The organism is Methylobacterium oryzae, assembly GCF_036441375.1.
In the GTDB taxonomy this organism is placed as follows: domain Bacteria; phylum Pseudomonadota; class Alphaproteobacteria; order Rhizobiales; family Beijerinckiaceae; genus Methylobacterium; species Methylobacterium oryzae_A.
Map to the genome: position 1 here is coordinate 813,246 of NZ_MLCA01000014.1, position 17,579 is coordinate 830,824.

General features: G+C 72.7%; 15 protein-coding genes and 2 pseudogenes. 6 read left to right on the forward strand and 11 right to left on the reverse strand.

From position 1 onward, the window contains the following. Nucleotides 1-5: 5 nt before the first annotated feature. Nucleotides 6-1,982 (reverse strand): monovalent cation:proton antiporter-2 (CPA2) family protein, encoded by a 1,977-nt coding sequence (locus tag MOTC310_RS27600; protein ID WP_331304037.1) that lies wholly within the window; start codon nt 1,980-1,982, stop codon nt 6-8. Between the two features lie 170 nt (nt 1,983-2,152). After that, complete coding sequence (locus MOTC310_RS27605; RefSeq protein ID WP_331304038.1) at nt 2,153-3,769, reverse strand: glucosamine inositolphosphorylceramide transferase family protein; 1,617 nt, start codon at nt 3,767-3,769, stop codon at nt 2,153-2,155. A 343-nt stretch (nt 3,770-4,112) separates the two neighbouring features. Here MOTC310_RS27605 and MOTC310_RS27610 point away from each other — a divergent pair, with 343 nt between their 5' ends. Continuing rightward, nucleotides 4,113-4,409, forward strand: coding sequence for a hypothetical protein (locus tag MOTC310_RS27610; RefSeq protein ID WP_331304039.1), 297 nt, complete (start codon nt 4,113-4,115; stop codon nt 4,407-4,409). Nucleotides 4,410-4,469: 60 nt separating this feature from the next. On the opposite strand, the gene MOTC310_RS27615 is transcribed toward MOTC310_RS27610, so the two are convergent. Continuing rightward, on the reverse strand, nt 4,470-4,964 hold the full coding sequence (locus MOTC310_RS27615) for an RT0821/Lpp0805 family surface protein (protein WP_419539963.1): 495 nt from the start codon (nt 4,962-4,964) through the stop codon (nt 4,470-4,472). A 92-nt stretch (nt 4,965-5,056) separates the two neighbouring features. Here MOTC310_RS27615 and pdxH point away from each other — a divergent pair, with 92 nt between their 5' ends. Next, nucleotides 5,057-5,680 carry a pyridoxamine 5'-phosphate oxidase gene (pdxH, locus tag MOTC310_RS27620; protein WP_331304040.1) on the forward strand — a complete coding sequence of 208 codons (624 nt, stop codon included), beginning with the start codon at nt 5,057-5,059 and terminating at the stop codon, nt 5,678-5,680. 73 nt (nt 5,681-5,753) lie between these two features. On the opposite strand, the gene MOTC310_RS27625 is transcribed toward pdxH, so the two are convergent. The 8 genes from MOTC310_RS27625 to MOTC310_RS27660 all read right to left on the reverse strand — a co-directional run bounded on the left by MOTC310_RS27625 (nt 5,754) and on the right by MOTC310_RS27660 (nt 14,381). Continuing rightward, entirely contained in the window at nt 5,754-6,437 is a 684-nt protein-coding gene (locus MOTC310_RS27625; protein ID WP_331289515.1) for a 50S ribosomal protein L25/general stress protein Ctc, read from the reverse strand. 190 nt (nt 6,438-6,627) lie between these two features. Further along, the gene (locus tag MOTC310_RS27630; protein ID WP_331304041.1) at nt 6,628-7,515 is read right to left on the reverse strand and encodes an ABC transporter permease; all 888 of its coding nucleotides are present in this window, start codon (nt 7,513-7,515) and stop codon (nt 6,628-6,630) included. A gap of 2 nt (nt 7,516-7,517) precedes the next feature. Continuing rightward, nucleotides 7,518-8,453, reverse strand: a complete 936-nt coding sequence (locus MOTC310_RS27635; protein WP_331289517.1) for an ABC transporter permease — start codon at nt 8,451-8,453, stop codon at nt 7,518-7,520. A gap of 277 nt (nt 8,454-8,730) precedes the next feature. Further along, a complete protein-coding gene (locus tag MOTC310_RS27640; protein WP_331304042.1) occupies nt 8,731-9,993 on the reverse strand; it encodes an ABC transporter substrate-binding protein in 1,263 nt (420 codons plus the stop codon). Nucleotides 9,994-10,010: 17 nt separating this feature from the next. After that, nucleotides 10,011-11,006 (reverse strand): ABC transporter ATP-binding protein, encoded by a 996-nt coding sequence (locus MOTC310_RS27645; RefSeq protein ID WP_331304043.1) that lies wholly within the window; start codon nt 11,004-11,006, stop codon nt 10,011-10,013. 49 nt (nt 11,007-11,055) lie between these two features. Next, nucleotides 11,056-12,483 (reverse strand): dihydropyrimidinase, encoded by a 1,428-nt coding sequence (gene hydA, locus MOTC310_RS27650; protein WP_331304044.1) that lies wholly within the window; start codon nt 12,481-12,483, stop codon nt 11,056-11,058. A 246-nt stretch (nt 12,484-12,729) separates the two neighbouring features. Next, nucleotides 12,730-13,824 (reverse strand): GlxA family transcriptional regulator, encoded by a 1,095-nt coding sequence (locus tag MOTC310_RS27655; protein WP_331304045.1) that lies wholly within the window; start codon nt 13,822-13,824, stop codon nt 12,730-12,732. Beyond that, entirely contained in the window at nt 13,821-14,381 is a 561-nt protein-coding gene (locus MOTC310_RS27660; RefSeq protein WP_331304046.1) for an isochorismatase family protein, read from the reverse strand. The genes MOTC310_RS27655 and MOTC310_RS27660 overlap by 4 nt, the downstream gene beginning before the upstream one ends. Nucleotides 14,382-14,501: 120 nt before the next feature. On the opposite strand from MOTC310_RS27660, the gene MOTC310_RS27665 reads away from it, so the two are divergent. From MOTC310_RS27665 to MOTC310_RS27680, 4 genes and pseudogenes are all read left to right on the forward strand, one after another. Then, nucleotides 14,502-15,215, forward strand: a complete 714-nt coding sequence (locus MOTC310_RS27665) for an SIR2 family NAD-dependent protein deacylase (RefSeq protein WP_331304047.1) — start codon at nt 14,502-14,504, stop codon at nt 15,213-15,215. A gap of 294 nt (nt 15,216-15,509) precedes the next feature. Further along, on the forward strand, nt 15,510-15,734 hold the full coding sequence (locus MOTC310_RS27670; protein WP_331289524.1) for a hypothetical protein: 225 nt from the start codon (nt 15,510-15,512) through the stop codon (nt 15,732-15,734). A gap of 311 nt (nt 15,735-16,045) precedes the next feature. Next, a pseudogene (locus MOTC310_RS27675) lies at nt 16,046-16,498 on the forward strand (DUF1194 domain-containing protein); the annotation flags it as partial. An 85-nt stretch (nt 16,499-16,583) separates the two neighbouring features. Next, nucleotides 16,584-17,192: pseudogene (locus MOTC310_RS27680) on the forward strand (DUF1194 domain-containing protein); the annotation flags it as partial. Nucleotides 17,193-17,579: the final 387 nt, after the last annotated feature.

Below are 17,579 nucleotides of genomic sequence, written 5' to 3' on the forward strand. Positions count from 1 at the left end.
GCCGGTCACACATCCCGGGCACTGCCCTCCGCCTCGAGCTCGGCCTCCGGGTCCGACTCCTCCTCCGGGCTATCCGTCTCCTGCGGGGCCAGGGCGGGCTTCTCCAGGAGCCGCTCGGCGGCCTCGCGCCGGTCGCTGCCCACGAGGTCGCGGGTCTCGGTGCTGAGCGCCCGGGCCGGGCGGACGGGAGCGGTCAGCGGCTCGGGCTTCAGGCCCGCCGCGGCGCCGCGCATCCAGCTGGACCCGTCCGGCAGGGCGCCGGCCTGCTGCAGGACCAGCCGCGCGATGTCGCGCTTGCGCACGTCGTCGGTCCGGGCCGTGGCGGCCTCCGGCGACAGGCCGAGCCCCTCGAGGGCCGCCCGCCCGAAGGCGAGGGCGGATTCGGCGGTCTCGCGGATCTGGTAGTCGACGTCCCGGTTCATCAGCTCCACCGCGTGCAGGCGGTCGTAGGCGCGCACGAAGGTGCGCACGCTGGAGAATTCCTCGTGGACGATGTCGACGATCTTGAGGGCGCCCTCCCGGTCGTCGACGCAGATGCAGACCAGCTCGACCCGGCCGATCCCGGCGGCGCGGAGCACGTCGAGGCGGGTGCCGTCGCCGTAGTAGATGCGGAAGCCGAAGCGCGAGGCGGCGCGCAGCTGCTCCACGTCCTTGTCGATCACCGTGACCGGGATGCCCTCGGCCATCAGCACGTGCGTCAGCACCTGCCCGAACCGGCCGAAGCCGATCACCAGCACCCGGGCGTCGCCGCTCTCGGACAGCTCGGTGGAGGGCTCCTCCAGCGCGAAGGTGCTGCGCGCGTTGCGCCGCTCGATCAGCTTGTCGAGACCCTTGGCGGCGATGGGGCCGATCAGCATGGTCAGCGCGGCGAGCGCCACCGCGAAGCGCGTCGCCGTGACGCCGGTGAGGCCGAGATCCTGGGCCTGCGGCAGCAGCACGAAGGCGAACTCGCCCGCGGGCGCCAGGACCGCGGCCCCGCGCAGGGCCCCGAGGGTGTCCGAGCCGAACAGCCGGAACAGGCCGGCCACGATGGCGACCTTGACCAGGATCGCCGCCAGGGTCGCGCCGAACAGGGCCGGCCAGACCTCGCGCACGAGGTTGCCGTCGATCGACATGCCGACGCTCATGAAGAACAGGCCGAGCAGCATGCCGCGGAACGGCTCGATATCGGCCTCCAGCTGGTGGCGGAAGTTCGACTCGGCCAGGAGGATGCCGGCGAGGAACGCGCCCATCGCCATCGACAGGCCGACCTGCTCCATGAGCAGCGCGGTGCCGAGCACCACCAGCAGCGCCGCGGCGGTCATCACCTCGCGGGCGCCGCTCGCCGCGAGCAGCCGGAAGAACGGGTTCAGGCCGTAGCGGCCGACCAGCACCACCGCGAGGATCGCCGCGAGCGCCTTGCCGGTGGAGACCGCCGCCTCCCCGAGCCAGGACACGTCGGTCGCCTCGCCGGCCGAGGCCAGCAGCGGCATCAGCGCCAGGATGCCGACCACCGACAGGTCCTGGAACAGCAGGACCGCGAAGGCGCGCGCGCCGTAGGCGCTGCCGAGATCGCCCCGCTCCTCCAGGAGCTGCAGGGCCACCGCGGTGGCCGAGAGGGCGAGGGCGAGGCCGATCACCGCGGCGGCGCCGAGACTGAGGCCGGCCAGGATTCCGGCGCCGCCGAGCACCAGCGCGCAGACCACGAGCTGCGCGGTGCCGAGGCCGAAGATGTCGCGGCGCATCGAGACGAGCTGCGACAGGTGCAGCTCCAGCCCGACGATGAAGAGCAGCAGCACCACCCCGATCTCGGCGACGCTCGCCGCCGTCTCGGGTTCGGCGATCAGCGACAGGCCGGAGGGCCCGATCAGCACGCCGGCCACGAGGTAGCCGAGCACGGCGCTCTGGCCGATCAGCCGGAAGATCGGCACCCCGATCACCGCGGCCGTGAGGAAGGTCAGGACCGGCGGCAGGAAGCTCGCATGTTCGACGGGGCTCGCCATGGTGATCGTCCCGGCGGTTCTGCTGGATCGGCGCAGGTGAGACCTCCGCTTAGCGCGCGCGCGGCCGCGATGCGAGCCGTAAGCGGGTGCCGTTCGGCACCGACGGGCCCGCGCGGGGCGGCTCGGCCCCGGCTGGGCCCGGGCGGCCCGCTCAGCCCAAGGCGGCGCGCTCAGCCCAGGAGGCGGGTGCGGGACCGGTGCGAGCCGTCGATGAACTCGAAGCCGCCGGCCGCGCTCAGCATGTGCAGGCGCGTGCCCGGCCAGGCCGCCCCCGGCCGCAGGCGCGTCTCGACCCGCTGCGCGTAGCCCTCCTCGTCGAGGCGCAGGATCCGAGCGAGGCCGAGCGCCGCGCCGTAGCCCTGCCGGCAATCCTGGACGGGCCGGATCAGGCCGCCGTCGCGCGCCACGATCGGCCCCGCGGCCCGGGCCGAGCCGATATCGATCAGCACCGGGTTGTGCCGGTGCGGCGTCCAGGGGCCGCGGAAATGCGGCGCGTGCCAGAGATGCAGGGTGTCGGAGTAGCTGCCGCCGCCGGCCCGGACCGTGGCGAACATCCACCAGCGGCCGCCGTGCTGCAGCAGGGTCGCGTCCCCAGCCACGACCCCGTCCAGGAGCACCGCCTCGTGGACCCAGCCGCGCGGGAAGTCGGTGGCCCGGTAGAGGTCGATCGTCCCGGAGGCGTGGGATTCCGGGATCATCCAGACCTGCCCGTCCGCCTCGAACACGAACGGGTAGGAGAGATGGGTCTCGAGTTCGAGCACCGGCTCCGGCCGGCCGCGGGGCCCGTTCTCCCCGAAGCCGACCGCGGCGATCACGCCCTTGCCGCGGCGATAGTCGAACTCCTCCACGAACAGGGTCACGGCGCCGTTCCGGGCGATCGCGAAGGGGTCGGCGTAGAAGCGCCGCCCGTCGTCGGGAAGGACCTGCCAGCCGCCCGCGGGGTGCCGGCGCAGGTCGATCAGGTCGGGACCGGCGATCCGCCGCCAGCCCACCCGCCAGTGCGGGCCGTGGAAGCAGAGGGCGTAGAGCCTGCGGGCGATCTGCCGGGCGAGCCCCCCGGCGGCCCGCCGCCGGACGCCCAGGCCGCCGAGGTCGTAGGCGCTCGCGGGCTGGAGGGGTACCCCGGCGCCGTCGGGAAGCTCCGTCGAGGCGGCGCCTTCGAGGGCGGCGAGGATCAGCGTGATGGTCCGCGCGAGGTAGCCCTCGAAGGCCGCGAGCATCACCGTGTGCGATTCCGCGCCCAGGCGGCCGACCGCCACCGCCGTGCCGTCCGGCCGGCGCAGGGCCGCCACCGGTGCCCCGTGGGCGAACAGCGCGGCGAGGAGGCCGGCCTCGCCCGGCATCCCGTCGTAGTCGAGCCGCCAGACCGGCGCCGATCCCGGCTCCGCCGGGCTGCCCGAGAGGTCGAGGACGAGGTCGGCGCCGGTCCGCCCGGGCTCCTCGCCCTCGGGGCCCGCCTCGTAGGGGGCGAGGGCCACGGGCTCCGCCGCGGTCGCCAGACCTGGCCGGGGCAGGCCGTGAATGGCGGCCTCCAGGCGGAACAGGAGCTCGGCGTTCGGCGGCAGGCCCGCCGCGTGCTCGACCCAGGCGACCCGGATCCGGTGGTCGGGCCGCTGCCCGAGCTGATCGAGAAGGCGGATGTGCCAGCCGCGCAGCGCCCGGCGATCGAGCCGCACGGTGACGGTGCGGGTGCGGGAGAACGTCTCGAGAGCCGACGGCTCCGCCCGGGCGGGAGCCCGGCCACCGACCGCCGAGGGCCAATCCGTGCCTCCGATCGCCCGCTCCATCAGCCGGCCAGCCCCACGCCCCGCGGGCCGGATTTCGTATCGACGCTCACGGCGGCCAGACCCGGGATGCGCCCGGCCTCGACCCTCGATACGGTCGAGCCGCGCTCGAATGCTGTTACGCCGCGCCTTGATCAAGCACGGCCGAGTGGCTGTCTACCGGTTCAAGCTTAACGCCCGAGACCATTTCTGGGCGATGAACCGAAAAAATCGAAATTCAGCGGATCAAATAAACGCGTGTTGGCGGGCCGTGATACAATGTCGCCAGATTGTGGCGGCCCTCCGAGGGGAACCCCATCTCCAGCTGGACCGTTCGCCAGACAGTGACGTGGTGCGGAGACAGGACATGACGCGCAAGACGCTGACGATGCCCCTCGCGGCGATGCTCCTCGCTGCCATTCCGGGGACGGCCTTTGCCTGGGGCGGCGGCGGTGGCGGCGGCGACAGCGGCAGCGGCCTCTCGCCCTACGCGGCGCTGAGCGGCAACGATCGCTCGGCGGGGGTCAACAACGGCAATTACCGCGACCCGGCGCTCGACCCCTACATCCGCACCTACGATCCGGAGGCCGCGGCCCGCTACGCGGCGCCGCCGGCGGCGCAGCCACGCCTGCGCATGCGGCCGTATTACGGGCACCCCTACTGAGGGCCACGGGGCGCTCCGGCTGCCGCGCGGGCCCGGGAGGGTGCCCCGCGGCGGCGCGGTTCAGGAGCGTCCGGCGCCGCTCGCGGTCCGGACCCGCTTGAGCGTCCACGGACCGCCCGAGAGCTTGCAGCCGGTCCCGCGGACGAAGCGGCTGCGGTTCGGCGCGACCACGGATGCCAGGAAGTTGCGGCAGATCAGGTCATCCGAGACGTATGGCAGCCCGGTCGGGTTGACCGATCCGTGAAGCCCGGTCTCCGGGTTGTCCCACTTGACCGGTCGCCCGTTACCCTGCGGATCCAGGGCGACGCTCAGGGCGGCCCGCGCCCGGCGCCAATCCTCCTCGGCGAGGTCGTCCCCGAAGCTCACAGGCCGCTTCTCGATGCTGCCGGTGACGGTCGGCTCCTCGACCACGCGCGGCGCCGCCGCCGGGGGATCGCCCCGGAAGACCAGCAGAGGCTGGCTGCAGCCGCCCAGAACCATCACCAGAGACAAGGCCGACACCGACGCGCCAATGTGCGCTCGCCGGCTTGGCCCTTTACACGCGCATCGCCGCATTACACCTGACTCACGACGGGCTATTCGCTCGACCGAACACGCCGATGTCGGTGCCCCCTCAGGCCCTGGACGCGGCAGGCAGGAGTCTTGGCGTGGATCAGTTAAGGACCGATGACCCGAAGAGCGCGGACTTCACGCTGAGCGAGGACCCCGTCGGGCTCTTCGCCACCTGGATGAAGGAGGCCGAGGCCTCCGAGCCCGAGGACGCGAACGCGATGGCGCTCGCCACGGCCGGATCGGACGGGCTGCCGGACGTGCGGATGGTGCTGCTGAAGGGCTTCGACGCCCGCGGCTTCGTCTTCTACACCAACACCCAGTCCACGAAGGGCGAGGAGCTGGCGCAGAACCCCCAGGCCGCCCTGGTGCTGCACTGGAAGAGCCTGCGCCGGCAGGTGCGGGCCCGGGGACCGATCACCCCGGTGACCGCCGAGGAGGCGGACGCCTATTTCCAGAGCCGCCGCCGGGAGAGCCGCCTCGGCGCGATCGCCAGCCAGCAATCCCGCCCGCTCGCCGACCGCGCCACGCTGATGAGCGCGGTGGCGGAGCTGTCCGAGCGCTACGGGGACGGGCCGATCCCCCGGCCCGCGCACTGGACCGGATTCCGGATCGCGCCGGTGAGCGTCGAGTTCTGGCAGAACGGCGATTTCCGCCTGCACGACCGGGTGCGCTTCACCCGGACGGGCGAGGGCTGGAGCCGGGCGCGGCTCTATCCCTGAGGTCCTGGCCCTGAAACGAAGAGAGCCCCGGCAGGGCCGGGGCTCTCGATCGCGTGGAGCGGGGCGACGAGGCTCAGGCCTCCTCGCCGTCCTTCTTCTCGCCCTCGGCGGCCTCTTCGGCCTTGTCCTCGGCGGCCTCGGTCGACTGCGCCTCGGCGATGGCGGCCTCCTCGGCCTCCACCTCGGCGCCCAGCACGGTCGGCGGCACGATGTTGGCCACCGGGTCGGTCGGCGCGCCGGTATGGGTGCCGGCCGGGATCTTGATGTCGGAGACGTGGATCACGTCGCCGATCTGGCGGCCGGTCAGGTCGACCTCGATCGCGTCCGGGATCTGGTCCGGGGCGACGTCGAGGGTCAGCGTGTGGGCCACGATGTTGAGGGTGCCGCCGAGCTTCTTGATGCCGGGGGCCGCGTCCTCGTTGACGAAGTGCACCGGCACCTCGACCGTGACGGTCTGGCCCGAGACGACGCGCAGGAAGTCGACGTGCAGCGGCACGCCGCTGACCGGGTCGAGCTGGAAGTCGCGCGGGATCGCGCGGACCTTCGTGCCGCCGGCATTAATCTCGAACAGCGTGGTCTTGAAGCCGCCGGCGTAGATCAGGGTGCGGGTGCGGATGAGGTCGACCGCGATCGATTGCGGCGGCTGGCCGCCCCCGTAGATGACGGCGGGAACTTGGCCCTGGCGACGAACGGCCCGGGCGGCCCCCTTGCCGACCCGGTCGCGTGCCACGGCCTCAAGCGTCTTCACAGCGCTCATGGCGTGATCCTTTACGATTGCTGGAGCCGGAACGCGAAAAAGCCGCCCGATGCGGACGGCTCACGACCTTCCCGGCGCGCCCCTGCCTCCAAGGGTGTCTCGGGGGCGCGCCGTGCGCTTACACGGACCGGGGCGGATTGGCAATGCGGCGGCGCGGCTGACCCGTGGCGGCCCGACTATCCGGCATCAATCACAGGCCGGCCAGCGCCCGCCGCGCGCGGCGCTTCTGCAGCCACAGGGTCAGTCCGAGCGCGGTCCCGATCACCAGCGCCGAGACCGCCGTGGTCACCGTTCCGAGGGCGTAGATCTCCGGCGTCGTCACCGTGGTGGTCAGGCCCTGCAACTCCAGCGGCAGGGTGTTGCGGCCGCCGATCGCCTGGCTGGTGCGGGCGAGCTCGTCGAACGACAGGGTGAAGCCGAACAGCGCCACGCCGACGAGGGCCGGCGCGAGGATCGGCACCACCACGTGCCGGAGCGTCTGCGGGCCGCTGGCGCCGAGATCGCGGGCGGCCTCCTCGTAGGCCGGGTCGAACCGGTTGAACACCGCGAACATGATCAGCAGGCCGAAGGGCAGAGTCCAGGTGAGGTGCGCACCCAGCGCCGAGGTGTAGAGGCCCATCAGCGTGCCGTGGTCCTGCAGGAACCCCCAGCCCGTGGCGGCGGCCAGCGCCTTGACGGCGTCGTCGAGGAGCCGGAACTCCAGGCCGATGCCCAGCGAGACCACGATCGAGGGCACGATCAGGCTCGACACCGCCAGGGCGAAGACGAGGCCGGCGCCGCGAAAGCCTTTCCGGAAGGCGAGGCCGGCGTAGAACGCGATTCCCACGGTGAGCGCCATCACCACGAGGCCGAGGGCCAGCGAGCGCCGCAGCGCCGCCCAGATGTCGACGACGCCGACGCCCGCCCACAGCTTGGCGAACCAGTGGGTCGAGACGCCGTTCATCGGGAAGGTCAGGCCGCCGGCCGGGCCCTGGAAGCTGAGCGCCAGGATGGTCAGCGTCGGCCCGTAGAGGAACAGGACGTAGAGGGCGAAGACCGCCGCCAGCAGGTAGAAGGCGCGGCCGCGGGGCTGGTCCATCGCTACAGCTCCCGCCGGAGGTCGATCATCCGGGTGAGCCCCAGGATCATCAGCAGCACGGCGGCGAGCAGCACCACGGCGTTGGCGGCGGCGGCCGGGAATTGCAGGTAGGACATCTGCACCTGGATCACCTTGCCGACGCTGGCGATCTGCTGGCCGCCCATGACGCCCACGGTCACGAAGTCGCCCATCACCAGCGTCGTCACGAAGATCGTCCCGATGGCGATGCCGGGCTTGGCGAGCGGCAGGATCACGTTCCAGAGGATCTGCGCGCCGGACGCGCCGCCGTCGCGCGCCGCCTCGATCAGCCGCCGGTCGATGCGCGCGAGGCTGTTGAAGATCGGCACGATCATGAACACCGTGTCGAGGTGCACGAAGGCCAGGACCACCGCGAAGTCGGAGTAGAGCAGGCCGTCGATCGGCGCGCGGATCAGCCCGAGGGTGCGGAGCGTGTCGTTGACGAGGCCGTTGCGGCCGAGCAGCGGGATCCACGAGATCATGCGGATCACGTTCGAGGTCCAGAACGGGATCGTGCAGAGCAGGAACAGGCCCATCCGCACCGTGCCGGACCGGATGTGGAAGGCCAGGAAGTAGGCGATGGCGAAGCCGAGCGGCAGGGTGATCGCCAGCGTCAGCACGACGAACTTCACCGTCGAGAGATAGGTGCGCACCGTGGTGCAGAGGTCGGCCGACAGGCAGCCGTCGAACACGTCGGCGTAGTTCTGCAGGGTCAGCGCCGGGATGATCTCGTACTCGTTGTACTCCCAGAGCGAGACGATCCCGGTGAGCACCAGCGGCACCACCAGGAAAACGAGGAAGACGAGGGCCAGCGGCGCGGCCTGGAGGTAGGCGAGGGCGCGGCGGCGCGGGCGGGCCGCGACGGTGGGCGCTGCGGCCCGCTCGGCGGACGCGGCGGCGGGCAGGGCGAGATCGGTCATCGGATACGCCCCACGCGTGCCGACGCTTCCCTCCACCTCTGCGGGGTCCGACGTTCACACATCGGCTCCTGCGAGGCGCGCCGCGCCCCCTCTCCCGTTCGGGAGAGGGTTGGGGTGAGGGGGCCGGTCCTTCCGGAGAAGTCGCATCCCTCACCTTGTCCCTCTCCCGCACGGGAGCGGGGACCCGCGTTCCATCCGGCGACCGCGTCGCTGCGCCGGATGGGCGTCTCCGAGTGCCCCCGGAGAGAGGAGGGCGGGGAGGCGGCGCGCACCGCGCTCACGCCGCGATGAACTCGTTCCACTTGCGCACCATGTAGGTGTTCTCGTCCATCACGGCGTTCCAGCAAGCGACCGCGCCCATCCGCGCGTCGAAGGAGCCGCCGTCGCGGGTGGCGCCGGCCTTCTCGATCAGGGTGCCGTCGGGGCCGAGGATGTCCTTCTCGGCGGGCTTCCCCTCCATCCAGAAGGCCCACTCGTAGGGCTGCATGTTCGCCTGGGCGGTCTCCAGCACGGCCGAGTAGTAGCCCTGCCGGTTGAGGTACGCCCCGGCCCAGCCGGACAGGAACCAGTTGATGAAGTCGTAGGCCGCGTCGAGCTTCCGGCCGCTCAGCGTCTTGGGGATGCCGAAGCCCGAGGCCCAGGCCCGGTAGCCCTCCTTCAGCGGCTGGTAGGTGCAGGGCACGCCCTGCGCCCGCACCTTGGTGACGGCGGGCGACCACATCGACTGGATCACCGTCTCGCCCGAGGCCATCAGGTTCACGGATTCGTTGAAGTCCTGCCAGAAGGCGCGGAACTGGCCGGCGCGCTTGGCCTCGATCAGCACCTTGATGGTGCGGTCGATCTCGGGCTTCGTCATGTTGCCCTTGTCGCCGTAGGTGTAGTCGCCGGTCGCCTCCACCACCATGGCGGCGTCCATGATGCCGATCGACGGGATGTTGAGGATCGAGGCCTTGCCCTTGAAGGCCGGGTTCAGGAGCTCCTTCCAGCTCGTGACGGGCACCTTGATCAGATCCGGCCGGATGCCCAGCGTGTCGGCGTTGTAGACGGTCGGGATCAGCGAGATCCACTGGGTCTGTTCGCCGGCAAATTTCTTCGAGTCCTGGCCCTCCAGGTAGAAGACCTTCTTGGGCGCGGTGCCCTGGTCGCCGATCTTCTTGCCCGCCACTTCCCCCTTCGTGAAAATAGAAGAGATCTTGTCGGCGAGCGTGATCCGCCTGGCGTCCATGCCCTGCAGGTTGCCGGAGGGCAGGATCTTCTTGAGGCTGAAATACTCGGTGTCGATCAGGTCGAAGGAGTTCGGCTGGGTGACCGCCCGCTTGGTCACCTCGTCGGTCACCACGGGGATGTACTCGATGGTCAGGCCGAGATCCTCCTTCACCTTCCGGGCGATGTCGGCGGACTGGTTCACCGCGGTCCCGAGGTAGCGCAGCGTCACGGGCTCGGCGGCGTGGACCGCCGGGAAGCCGGTCACCGGCGTCGCGGTGAGCGCGGCCGCCCCCTTCAGGAGCGTGCGCCGGCTCGGCTTCTGGGGCAGGTCCATGGTCGTCTCCGGGGCTGTCAGGCGTCGAGGCGGTGGGCGGCGGACGCGTCCCAGCCGACCGGGATCGTGTCGCCGGGGCGGAGCGGGCGGGCCGCGAAATCCGCGTCGCTGAGGATCGCCGTGAGCGCGGCGGGGCTCTCGGGCGCGCGCTCCAGCCCCTCCGCGTCGAGGCCGACATGGACGCTGGTGCCCTGGTACTCGACCGCCACCACCCGGGCCGGCCGCGCGGCGGGGCCGGCCTCGGCGCCGAGGCGCATCCGGTCCGCCCGCACGGCGACGAGACCCTCGGGCAGCCGGATGACGTTGTGGCCGCCGATGAACCGGGCCACGAAGGCGGTGGCCGGGCGCTCGAACACGGTGCGCGGGTCGGCGGCCTGCTCGATCCGACCGGCATTCATCACCACCACGAGGTCGGAGAGCGCCATCGCCTCCTCCTGGCTGTGGGTGACGTGGATGAAGGTGAGCCCCAGCTCGGTCTGGATCCGCTTCAGCTCCACCCGCATCCGCACCCGCAGGAACGGGTCGAGGGCGGAGAGCGGCTCGTCGAGGAGCAGCACCTTCGGGCCGGTGACGAGGGCGCGGGCGAGGGCCACGCGCTGCTGCTGGCCGCCCGAGAGCTGGGCCGGCAGGCGCCCGGCGAGGTGACCCATCTGCACGAGGTCGAGCATCGCCATCGCCTTGGCGCGGCGCTCCGCCTTGCCGATCCCGCGCATCTTCAGGCTGAAGGCGACGTTGTCGCGCGCGTCGAGATGCGGGAACAGCGCGTAGCTCTGGAACATCATGGCGGTGCCGCGCGCGGCCGGGGCCGCGTCGCCCACCGCCTTGGGGCCGATCACCACGTCGCCCGCGCTGGCGCGCTCGTGGCCGCCGATCATCCGGAGCGTCGTGGTCTTGCCGCAGCCGGAGGGGCCGAGCAGGCAGCAATAGGCGCCGGACGGCACCTTCAGGTCGATGCCGTCGACCGCGATGGCCGTGCCGTAGCGCTTGGTCAGGCCGATCAGCTCGACGTCCATGCGGTGCTCCCCCCGGAGGCTGCAGGCAAGCGGCGGGCCAGGGTCGCCCTCAGGCCTCCCGCCGCTCGGCCGGGTCCACCGCCCGGTCGAGCACTCGCCCGCGGCCCGGCTCGGACAGGACCCGGCCGTCCTCGGCGATGACCTGCCCGCCCGCGATGGTCATGACCGGCCAGCCGGTGACGTCGAAGCCTTCCCACGGCGTGTAGTCGGAGCCGTGGTGCAGGTTCGCCTGGCGGATGGTCTCGCGCTTGTTCGGGTCCCACAGGGTCAGGTCGGCGTCGAAGCCCGGGGCGATCGAGCCTTTGCGCGGGTAGAGCCCGTAGAGCTTCGCGTGGTTCGTGGCGGTCAGCGCGGCGAACTGGTTGAGGCTGATCCGCCCCTTCGAGACCCCTTCCGAGAAGAACACCGGCAGCCGCGTCTCGATGCCGGGAATGCCGTTCGGGATCCAGCGGAAGGCGGTCTTCCCCCGCGGATTCAGCTTGCCCTGCGGGTCGTCGTAGCGGAACGGGCAATGGTCGGACGAGACCACGTCGAAGATCCCGCGCCGGATCCCCGACCAGACCGCCTCCTGGCTCTCGACGTCCCGCGTCGGCGGCGAGCAGACGTACTTCGCCCCCGCCATCGGGTCGTCGTGGCCGAGACCCTTCATGTCCTCGGCCGTCAGCGTCAGGTATTGCGGGCAGGTCTCGGCCCGGATCTTCAGGCCCCGCGCCTGCGCCCAGGCGATCTGCTCGGTGGCCTCGCGGCCCGAGACGTGGACGATCACGATCGGCAGGTCGATCAGCTCGGCGTGGCTGATCGCCCGGTGAGCCGCCTCCCGCTCGACCAGCTCGGGGCGCGACAGGGCGTGGCCGTACGGTCCGGTCTCGCCCGCCCGCTCGAGCCGCTCGCTGAGGTAGCGGATCGCGTCGTAGCCCTCGGCGTGGACCAGGACCCGGGCGCCCTGCCGCCGCGCGACGTGGAACACGTCGAGGAGCTGGCGGTCGTTCAGCACGAGGTCGTCGTAGGTCATGAAGACCTTGAACGAGGTGTAGCCGTCGGCGACCAGGGCCGGCAGCTCCTGGCCGAGCACCGCCTCGGTCGGGTCGGAGATGATCATGTGGATCGCCACGTCGACGTGGCACTGGCCCTCGGCCCTGGCCCGGTAGGCGTCGACGGCGCCGCGCAGGGAGGCGCCCCGGGGCTGGAGCGCGAAGGGCATCACGCAGGTGGTGCCGCCGGCCGCCGCCGCCCGGGTGGCGCTGGCGAAGTCGTCGGCCATGACGATGCCCGGGCCGGACTCCTGGGCGATGTGGACGTGGCTGTCGATGCCGCCGGGCAGGACCAGCAGGCCGGAGGCGTCGATCACCCGGGCGGCGTCGGCGATGCCCTCGGCCACCGCGACGATCCGGCCGCCGCGCACGCCGATATCGGCCCGGACCGTGTCGCTCGCCGTGACCACCGTGCCGCCCCGGATGGCAAGGTCGAATTCGGGCATGCCGCTCACTCCTCCGCGCCACAGGGCGCGCCGGGCCGATGCAGGGTCCGCGCCGATTCGGGCGGAGGGGGTCGGCACGGCAGGAGGTCACAGGCCGGCGCGCGGGTCCAGCCGGAGGCGCGCCGCGCGAGCAACAGCGCCTGACGCGTACGGCTTCCGGTTGAGGCCTTCGGCCGTGGTCGCCATCCCCGTCATCACGCGCGCAGCGAAGTAACCCAGGGCCGCGCGACGCCGGTGAGCGGAGGGCTATCCTGGATTGCTTCGCTCCGCTCGCGAGGACGGGTGCTCCGCGGGGTTCCGTGCAGAACCCCGGCCGACGAGCCGCGGGATGACCGGCGCGGGGTCCTCAGCGGAGGATCGGGCCCGCAGGCTCGACGGCGCCGCCGCGTGGAACTGCCGCCAGACGCGGCGCATGTGCCGGGCGGAGCCGAAGCCGGCCCGCTCGGCGACCACCTCCAGGTCATGGTCGGTCCGGGCGATCAGGTCCCGGGCCAGGGCGACGCGGGATCGGTTGACCGCGTCCGTCACGGTCATGCCCGCGTGGAGCCGGAACAGCCGCGCGAGGTTGCGCGGGCTCGCGCCCGCGACCCGGCCGAGCAGCGCCGGCGACCAGTCGCGGGCCGGGTCGGCGGCGATCGCGTCCTGGGCCCGGTGCACCGCCGGGTGCAGGTGGCTGCGCCCCTCGAGCCAGGGCGAGAGCTGGGGGTCGTCGGGCCCGCGGCGCATGTACACGACGAGCGTCCGCGCCACGGAGACCGCCGTCGCCGCACCCGCCCACTCCGCCACGAGGTGCAGCATCAGGTCGATGCCGGCCGTGACGCCGGCGCTGCTGAACCGGTCACGATCCTGCACGAACAGGCGGTTCTCCAGCACCCGGGCCCGGGGCGCCGCCACCCGCAGGCGGTCGCAGCTGGCATGGTGGGTGGTGCAGGCGTAACCGTCGAGGAGCCCGGCCCGCGCGGCCAGCAGGGCGCCCTCGCAGACGGTCGCCACGATGTGGCCCGGCCGGACGACGGCGCGCAGCCACGCGACGATCTCGGCCTCCGCGTCGGCGTCGGCCTCCGAGTCGGGCGCGTCGCCGAGCACCCGCGTCGCGGAGCCCGGCAGGAGCACGATCGTCCCCTCGGCCACCGTCTCCGGCAGCGTTCCGGCACCGCCCAGGTCGAGCCCGATCGAGCAGCGGGTGAGCGCCCGCGGGGCCGCGTACGCCACCGCGAAGCCGACTCGGTCCTGGACGGCGCCGGCGATCCGCAGGACCTCCAGCGGGCCGGCGAGGTCGAGCAGCAGCGCGCGCGGCGGCAGGACCACGAGGACCGGGATGTGCCGCGCCGCCCCGCTCACGCGGCGACCGGCAGGTCCGGGCCGGCGAGCGCCTGGTCCACCGTGGCGATCCGGGCGAACCGGTCGGTCAGCACCAGCTCGGTGCGGGCCTTGATGTCGTCCGCGCCGAAGCGGCGGCCGTCCGGGTGGGTCATGGCGAAGGTCAGGGTGGCCTCCGTCACGTAATCGACCTGCCAGCCGCTGTCGGAGGCGTGGCGGGCCGTGGTCTCGCAGCACTGCTCGGTCCGGATGCCCGACACGATCAGCCGGCGGATGCCGTGCTGGGTCAGCCAGCCGGGCAGGCCGGTCTCGACCAGGGCGCTGTGCCGGCGCTTGTGGAAGGTGGCCGTCGGCGCGATCACGACCGGCTCGAGGGTGCGGACGTGGCCGGACGCGATCGAGAACGGTCCGCTCTCGGCCACGTGGAAGACCTGCAGGATTGGGATCCGCCGCGCGGCGGCGCCGTCGATGAGCGCCTGCAGGCGCGCGGTGAAGGGCGGGACATCGGCGTCGCTCCAGAAGGGCCTGTGCCGGAAGGATTCCTGGACATCGATGACCAGCAGCGCAACATCGGACATTTCGTGTCTCCCGCTCGGTGAAGCGAGCCGCAGCATTCACCGGCGAGACGGAGCGGGAAAGAAACCGCGCCGCCAACCAGCGGACAGATCCGGCCATTCTCCGGCGAACAGGAGCCGCGCGTGAGCGACCATCCCAAGACGATCTTCGTGCTCACCGGGGCCGGCGTCTCGGCCGAGAGCGGGCTCGGGACCTTCCGGGACCGCGGCGGGATCTGGGCGCGGTTCGACCCGATGAAGCTCGCCACCCCGGAGGCCTACGCGGCCGACCCCGACACGGTGCTCGACTTCTACGACCATCGCCGCCGCGGCGTGGTCGCGGCCGAGCCCAACGCCGCGCATGTCGCCCTGGCGCAGGCCGAGGCGCGGATCGCCGCGCGGGGCGGGCGCCTGTTCCTGTGCACGCAGAACGTCGACGACCTGCACGAGCGGGCCGGCTCGCGGACGGTCACCCACATGCACGGCGAACTGCTCAAGGCCCGCTGCTGCGCCTGCGGCGCGGTCACGCCCTGGCGCGCCGACCTGAGCCGGGCAGACAGCTGCCCCGCCTGCGGCGCGGCGGGCCGGATGCGGCCGGACGTGGTCTGGTTCGGCGAGATGCCGATGCATCGCGACGCGATCGAGGCTGCGCTGGCCGAGGCCAACCTGTTCGTGGCCGTGGGGACGTCGGGGGCGGTCTACCCGGCCGCCGGCTACGTGCGGCAGGCCCGGTCCCTCGGCATCCCGACCTGCGAGGTCAATCTGGAGCCGTCCGACAATGCCGACGCCTTCGACGAGGCCCGCTACGGCTCGGCGAGCGCCGCGCTGCCGCGCTACCTGGCCGAACTCGGCCTCTAGGCGGGCGCGGGACCGGCGGCGCGGGTCCGCGCCGGGCTCCGGGACCGGCCGCGGACGGGTCCGAGCGCGGAGCGCTCGCCGCCCGGCTCGCCAAGCCATTGCCCGATCAGGATTTTTCGAGCCGTGATCGGCCGGCCCGGTTCAGGATCAAAATCTTAAATGACGCGAATCACATCGGCGCGAGCTGTCAAGAACTGGTCGGGCAGTTGCCCACGGGTTACAACAGTCAAGCTCGGGATCGGCGTCGCGGCCTACCCGAGCGTTCGTTGAAGCCACAAGGGGAAGCGACTACCCATGCAGCACTTCACCGTAACCGACCGCGAGCGCGACACCGTCCTGGCGGCGCTGCGCTATTACCAGTTCTACCGGATGCAGGGTCACCCCTTCGATCCCCGTCAGGATCACCTGATCGACACCATCGCCGGCCGGGCCGGCGAGGCGCTGGACCTCGCGGAGATCGACGATCTCTGCGCCGGCCTGAACGGCAACCGCCACGCCCTCGCCGCGGCGGCGGCCTGAGGCATCTTCCGGGACGGCCGAGGCCGCTCCCGACGCCCCGCGGCCGGCCCAGGGATGGGGCCGGAGGACGGCGACCTCCGAGATGAGCGGGCCACCGCCGCCGGAGCGAACCCTCCTCACCGGGGCCGGGCCTCGCGCCCGAACGACACCCTGCCGACGCGCATCCGGGCCCGCCCCGCGGCGCGTCGGTCCGACGGGCGGGACCGCGCGGCGGGCCCCCCGAAAGGCCGGTTTCGCGCGCCGTCGAAACGTGGCCTAACGGATGCGCGACGGCCGCAGGGCCGCGCCTTCCGGGAGCGCCGAGGCCGATGATGCGGACGGGTTCGCGACGGATCCGCCGCGGCGCGCTGCGGGGCGCCGGCCTCCTGCTCCTCGGGCTCGCGCCCGCCAAAGCCGAGCCCGCCAAGGCCGAGCCCGCCAAGGCCGCGCCCGAGAGCGTCGCCACCGCGCTGGTCGTCTCCGTCGACCTGTCGCAATCCGTGGACGACGCGCGCTTCCGGCTGCAGATGGAGGGCATCGCCGAGGCCCTGGAGGATCCGTCGGTCCTCGGCGCGATCACCGGCAATCCGGGCGGGATCCTGTTCGCGATGGTCACCTGGGCGGACCGGGCGAACCTCGCGGTCGGCTGGCGGCGGATCGCCGGCCGGGCCGACGCCGCGGCGGCCGCGGCCCTGGTGCGGGCGACGCCGCGGCAGGCGGGCGAGTTCACCTGCCTCGGCCAGATGTTCCGGACGGTGACCGCCGCCGTGCTCCCGGCGCTGCCGGTCCCGGCCGAGCGCGTCGTCGTCGACGTCTCGGGCGACGGGATCGACAACTGCACCGACGCCGACAGCCTCGCGGAGGCGCAGCGGGCGATGNGAGGCCCTGGGGGATCCGTCGGTCCTCGGCGCGATCACCGGCAATCCGGGCGGGATCCTGTTCGCGATGGTCACCTGGGCGGACCGGGCGAACCTCGCGGTCGGCTGGCGGCGGATCGCCGGCCGGGCCGACGCCGCGGCGGCCGCGGCCCTGGTGCGGGCGACGCCGCGGCAGGCGGGCGAGTTCACCTGCCTCGGCCAGATGTTCCGGACGGTGACCGCCGCCGTGCTCCCGGCGCTGCCGGTCCCGGCCGAGCGCGTCGTCGTCGACGTCTCGGGCGACGGGATCGACAACTGCACCGACGCCGACAGCCTCGCGGAGGCGCAGCGGGCGCTGCTCGACACCGGCGCGACGGTCAACGGCCTGCCGATCCTGGTGCCGGGCGAGAACGACGTGGTCGGGGCCGGCGCCTACCGGGCGCCGGGCTACGGGTTGCGGGCGACCCCGCTGCCGCAGGACCGCACCAGCCTGGAGCAGTGGTACCGCGCGCACGTGATCGGCGGCCCCGGGGCGTTCCTGCTCGCGGCCGCCGGCTACGGCGACTTCGCGCGGGCGCTGCGGCGGAAGTTCGTCATCGAGATCAGCGCGCTGGGGCGGTAGGGGCACCTCTCTCCCGCCCGCACGCGGCGCCAGCGGGTGCCCCCGCGCTCCCACATGGGGCGATGCGAGCAGTTTCTGTGAGACGTCCGTGCCACTGGCGCGGCCCCCGGTTGCCGGGTCCCGGATCGCCCTCCGCCGATCCAGCCGTCCGGGAAGGGGCACGTTTCATGAGGATCGGGCCGTGATCGCGGCCGGTGCTGTTCTCACCGTGAGAGGTCGGCCCAGACCTGTTGGAGCCCTCGGCGGGTTCGCTCGCCCCGTCATCACGAGCCGAGCGAAGTGACCCGGGGCGGCGCGCCCTCGGAGAGCTTGGCGTTACCCTGGGCCGCTCCGCTCGGCTCGCAAAGACGGTTGCAGCGAAGCCGGCAACCAAGAAGCGTATCAGTC

Coding starts and splice junctions, on each gene's coding strand:
- MOTC310_RS27600 (WP_331304037.1), bottom strand. CDS start 1,982: ATGGCGAGCCCCGTCGAACATGCGAGCTTCCTGCCGCCGGTCCTGACC.
- MOTC310_RS27605 (WP_331304038.1), bottom strand. CDS start 3,769: ATGGAGCGGGCGATCGGAGGCACGGATTGGCCCTCGGCGGTCGGTGGC.
- MOTC310_RS27610 (WP_331304039.1), top strand. CDS start 4,113: ATGACGCGCAAGACGCTGACGATGCCCCTCGCGGCGATGCTCCTCGCT.
- MOTC310_RS27615 (WP_419539963.1), bottom strand. CDS start 4,964: ATGCGGCGATGCGCGTGTAAAGGGCCAAGCCGGCGAGCGCACATTGGC.
- MOTC310_RS27625 (WP_331289515.1), bottom strand. CDS start 6,437: ATGAGCGCTGTGAAGACGCTTGAGGCCGTGGCACGCGACCGGGTCGGC.
- MOTC310_RS27630 (WP_331304041.1), bottom strand. CDS start 7,515: ATGGACCAGCCCCGCGGCCGCGCCTTCTACCTGCTGGCGGCGGTCTTC.
- MOTC310_RS27635 (WP_331289517.1), bottom strand. CDS start 8,453: ATGACCGATCTCGCCCTGCCCGCCGCCGCGTCCGCCGAGCGGGCCGCA.
- MOTC310_RS27640 (WP_331304042.1), bottom strand. CDS start 9,993: ATGGACCTGCCCCAGAAGCCGAGCCGGCGCACGCTCCTGAAGGGGGCG.
- MOTC310_RS27645 (WP_331304043.1), bottom strand. CDS start 11,006: ATGGACGTCGAGCTGATCGGCCTGACCAAGCGCTACGGCACGGCCATC.
- hydA (WP_331304044.1), bottom strand. CDS start 12,483: ATGCCCGAATTCGACCTTGCCATCCGGGGCGGCACGGTGGTCACGGCG.
- MOTC310_RS27660 (WP_331304046.1), bottom strand. CDS start 14,381: ATGTCCGATGTTGCGCTGCTGGTCATCGATGTCCAGGAATCCTTCCGG.
- MOTC310_RS27670 (WP_331289524.1), top strand. CDS start 15,510: ATGCAGCACTTCACCGTAACCGACCGCGAGCGCGACACCGTCCTGGCG.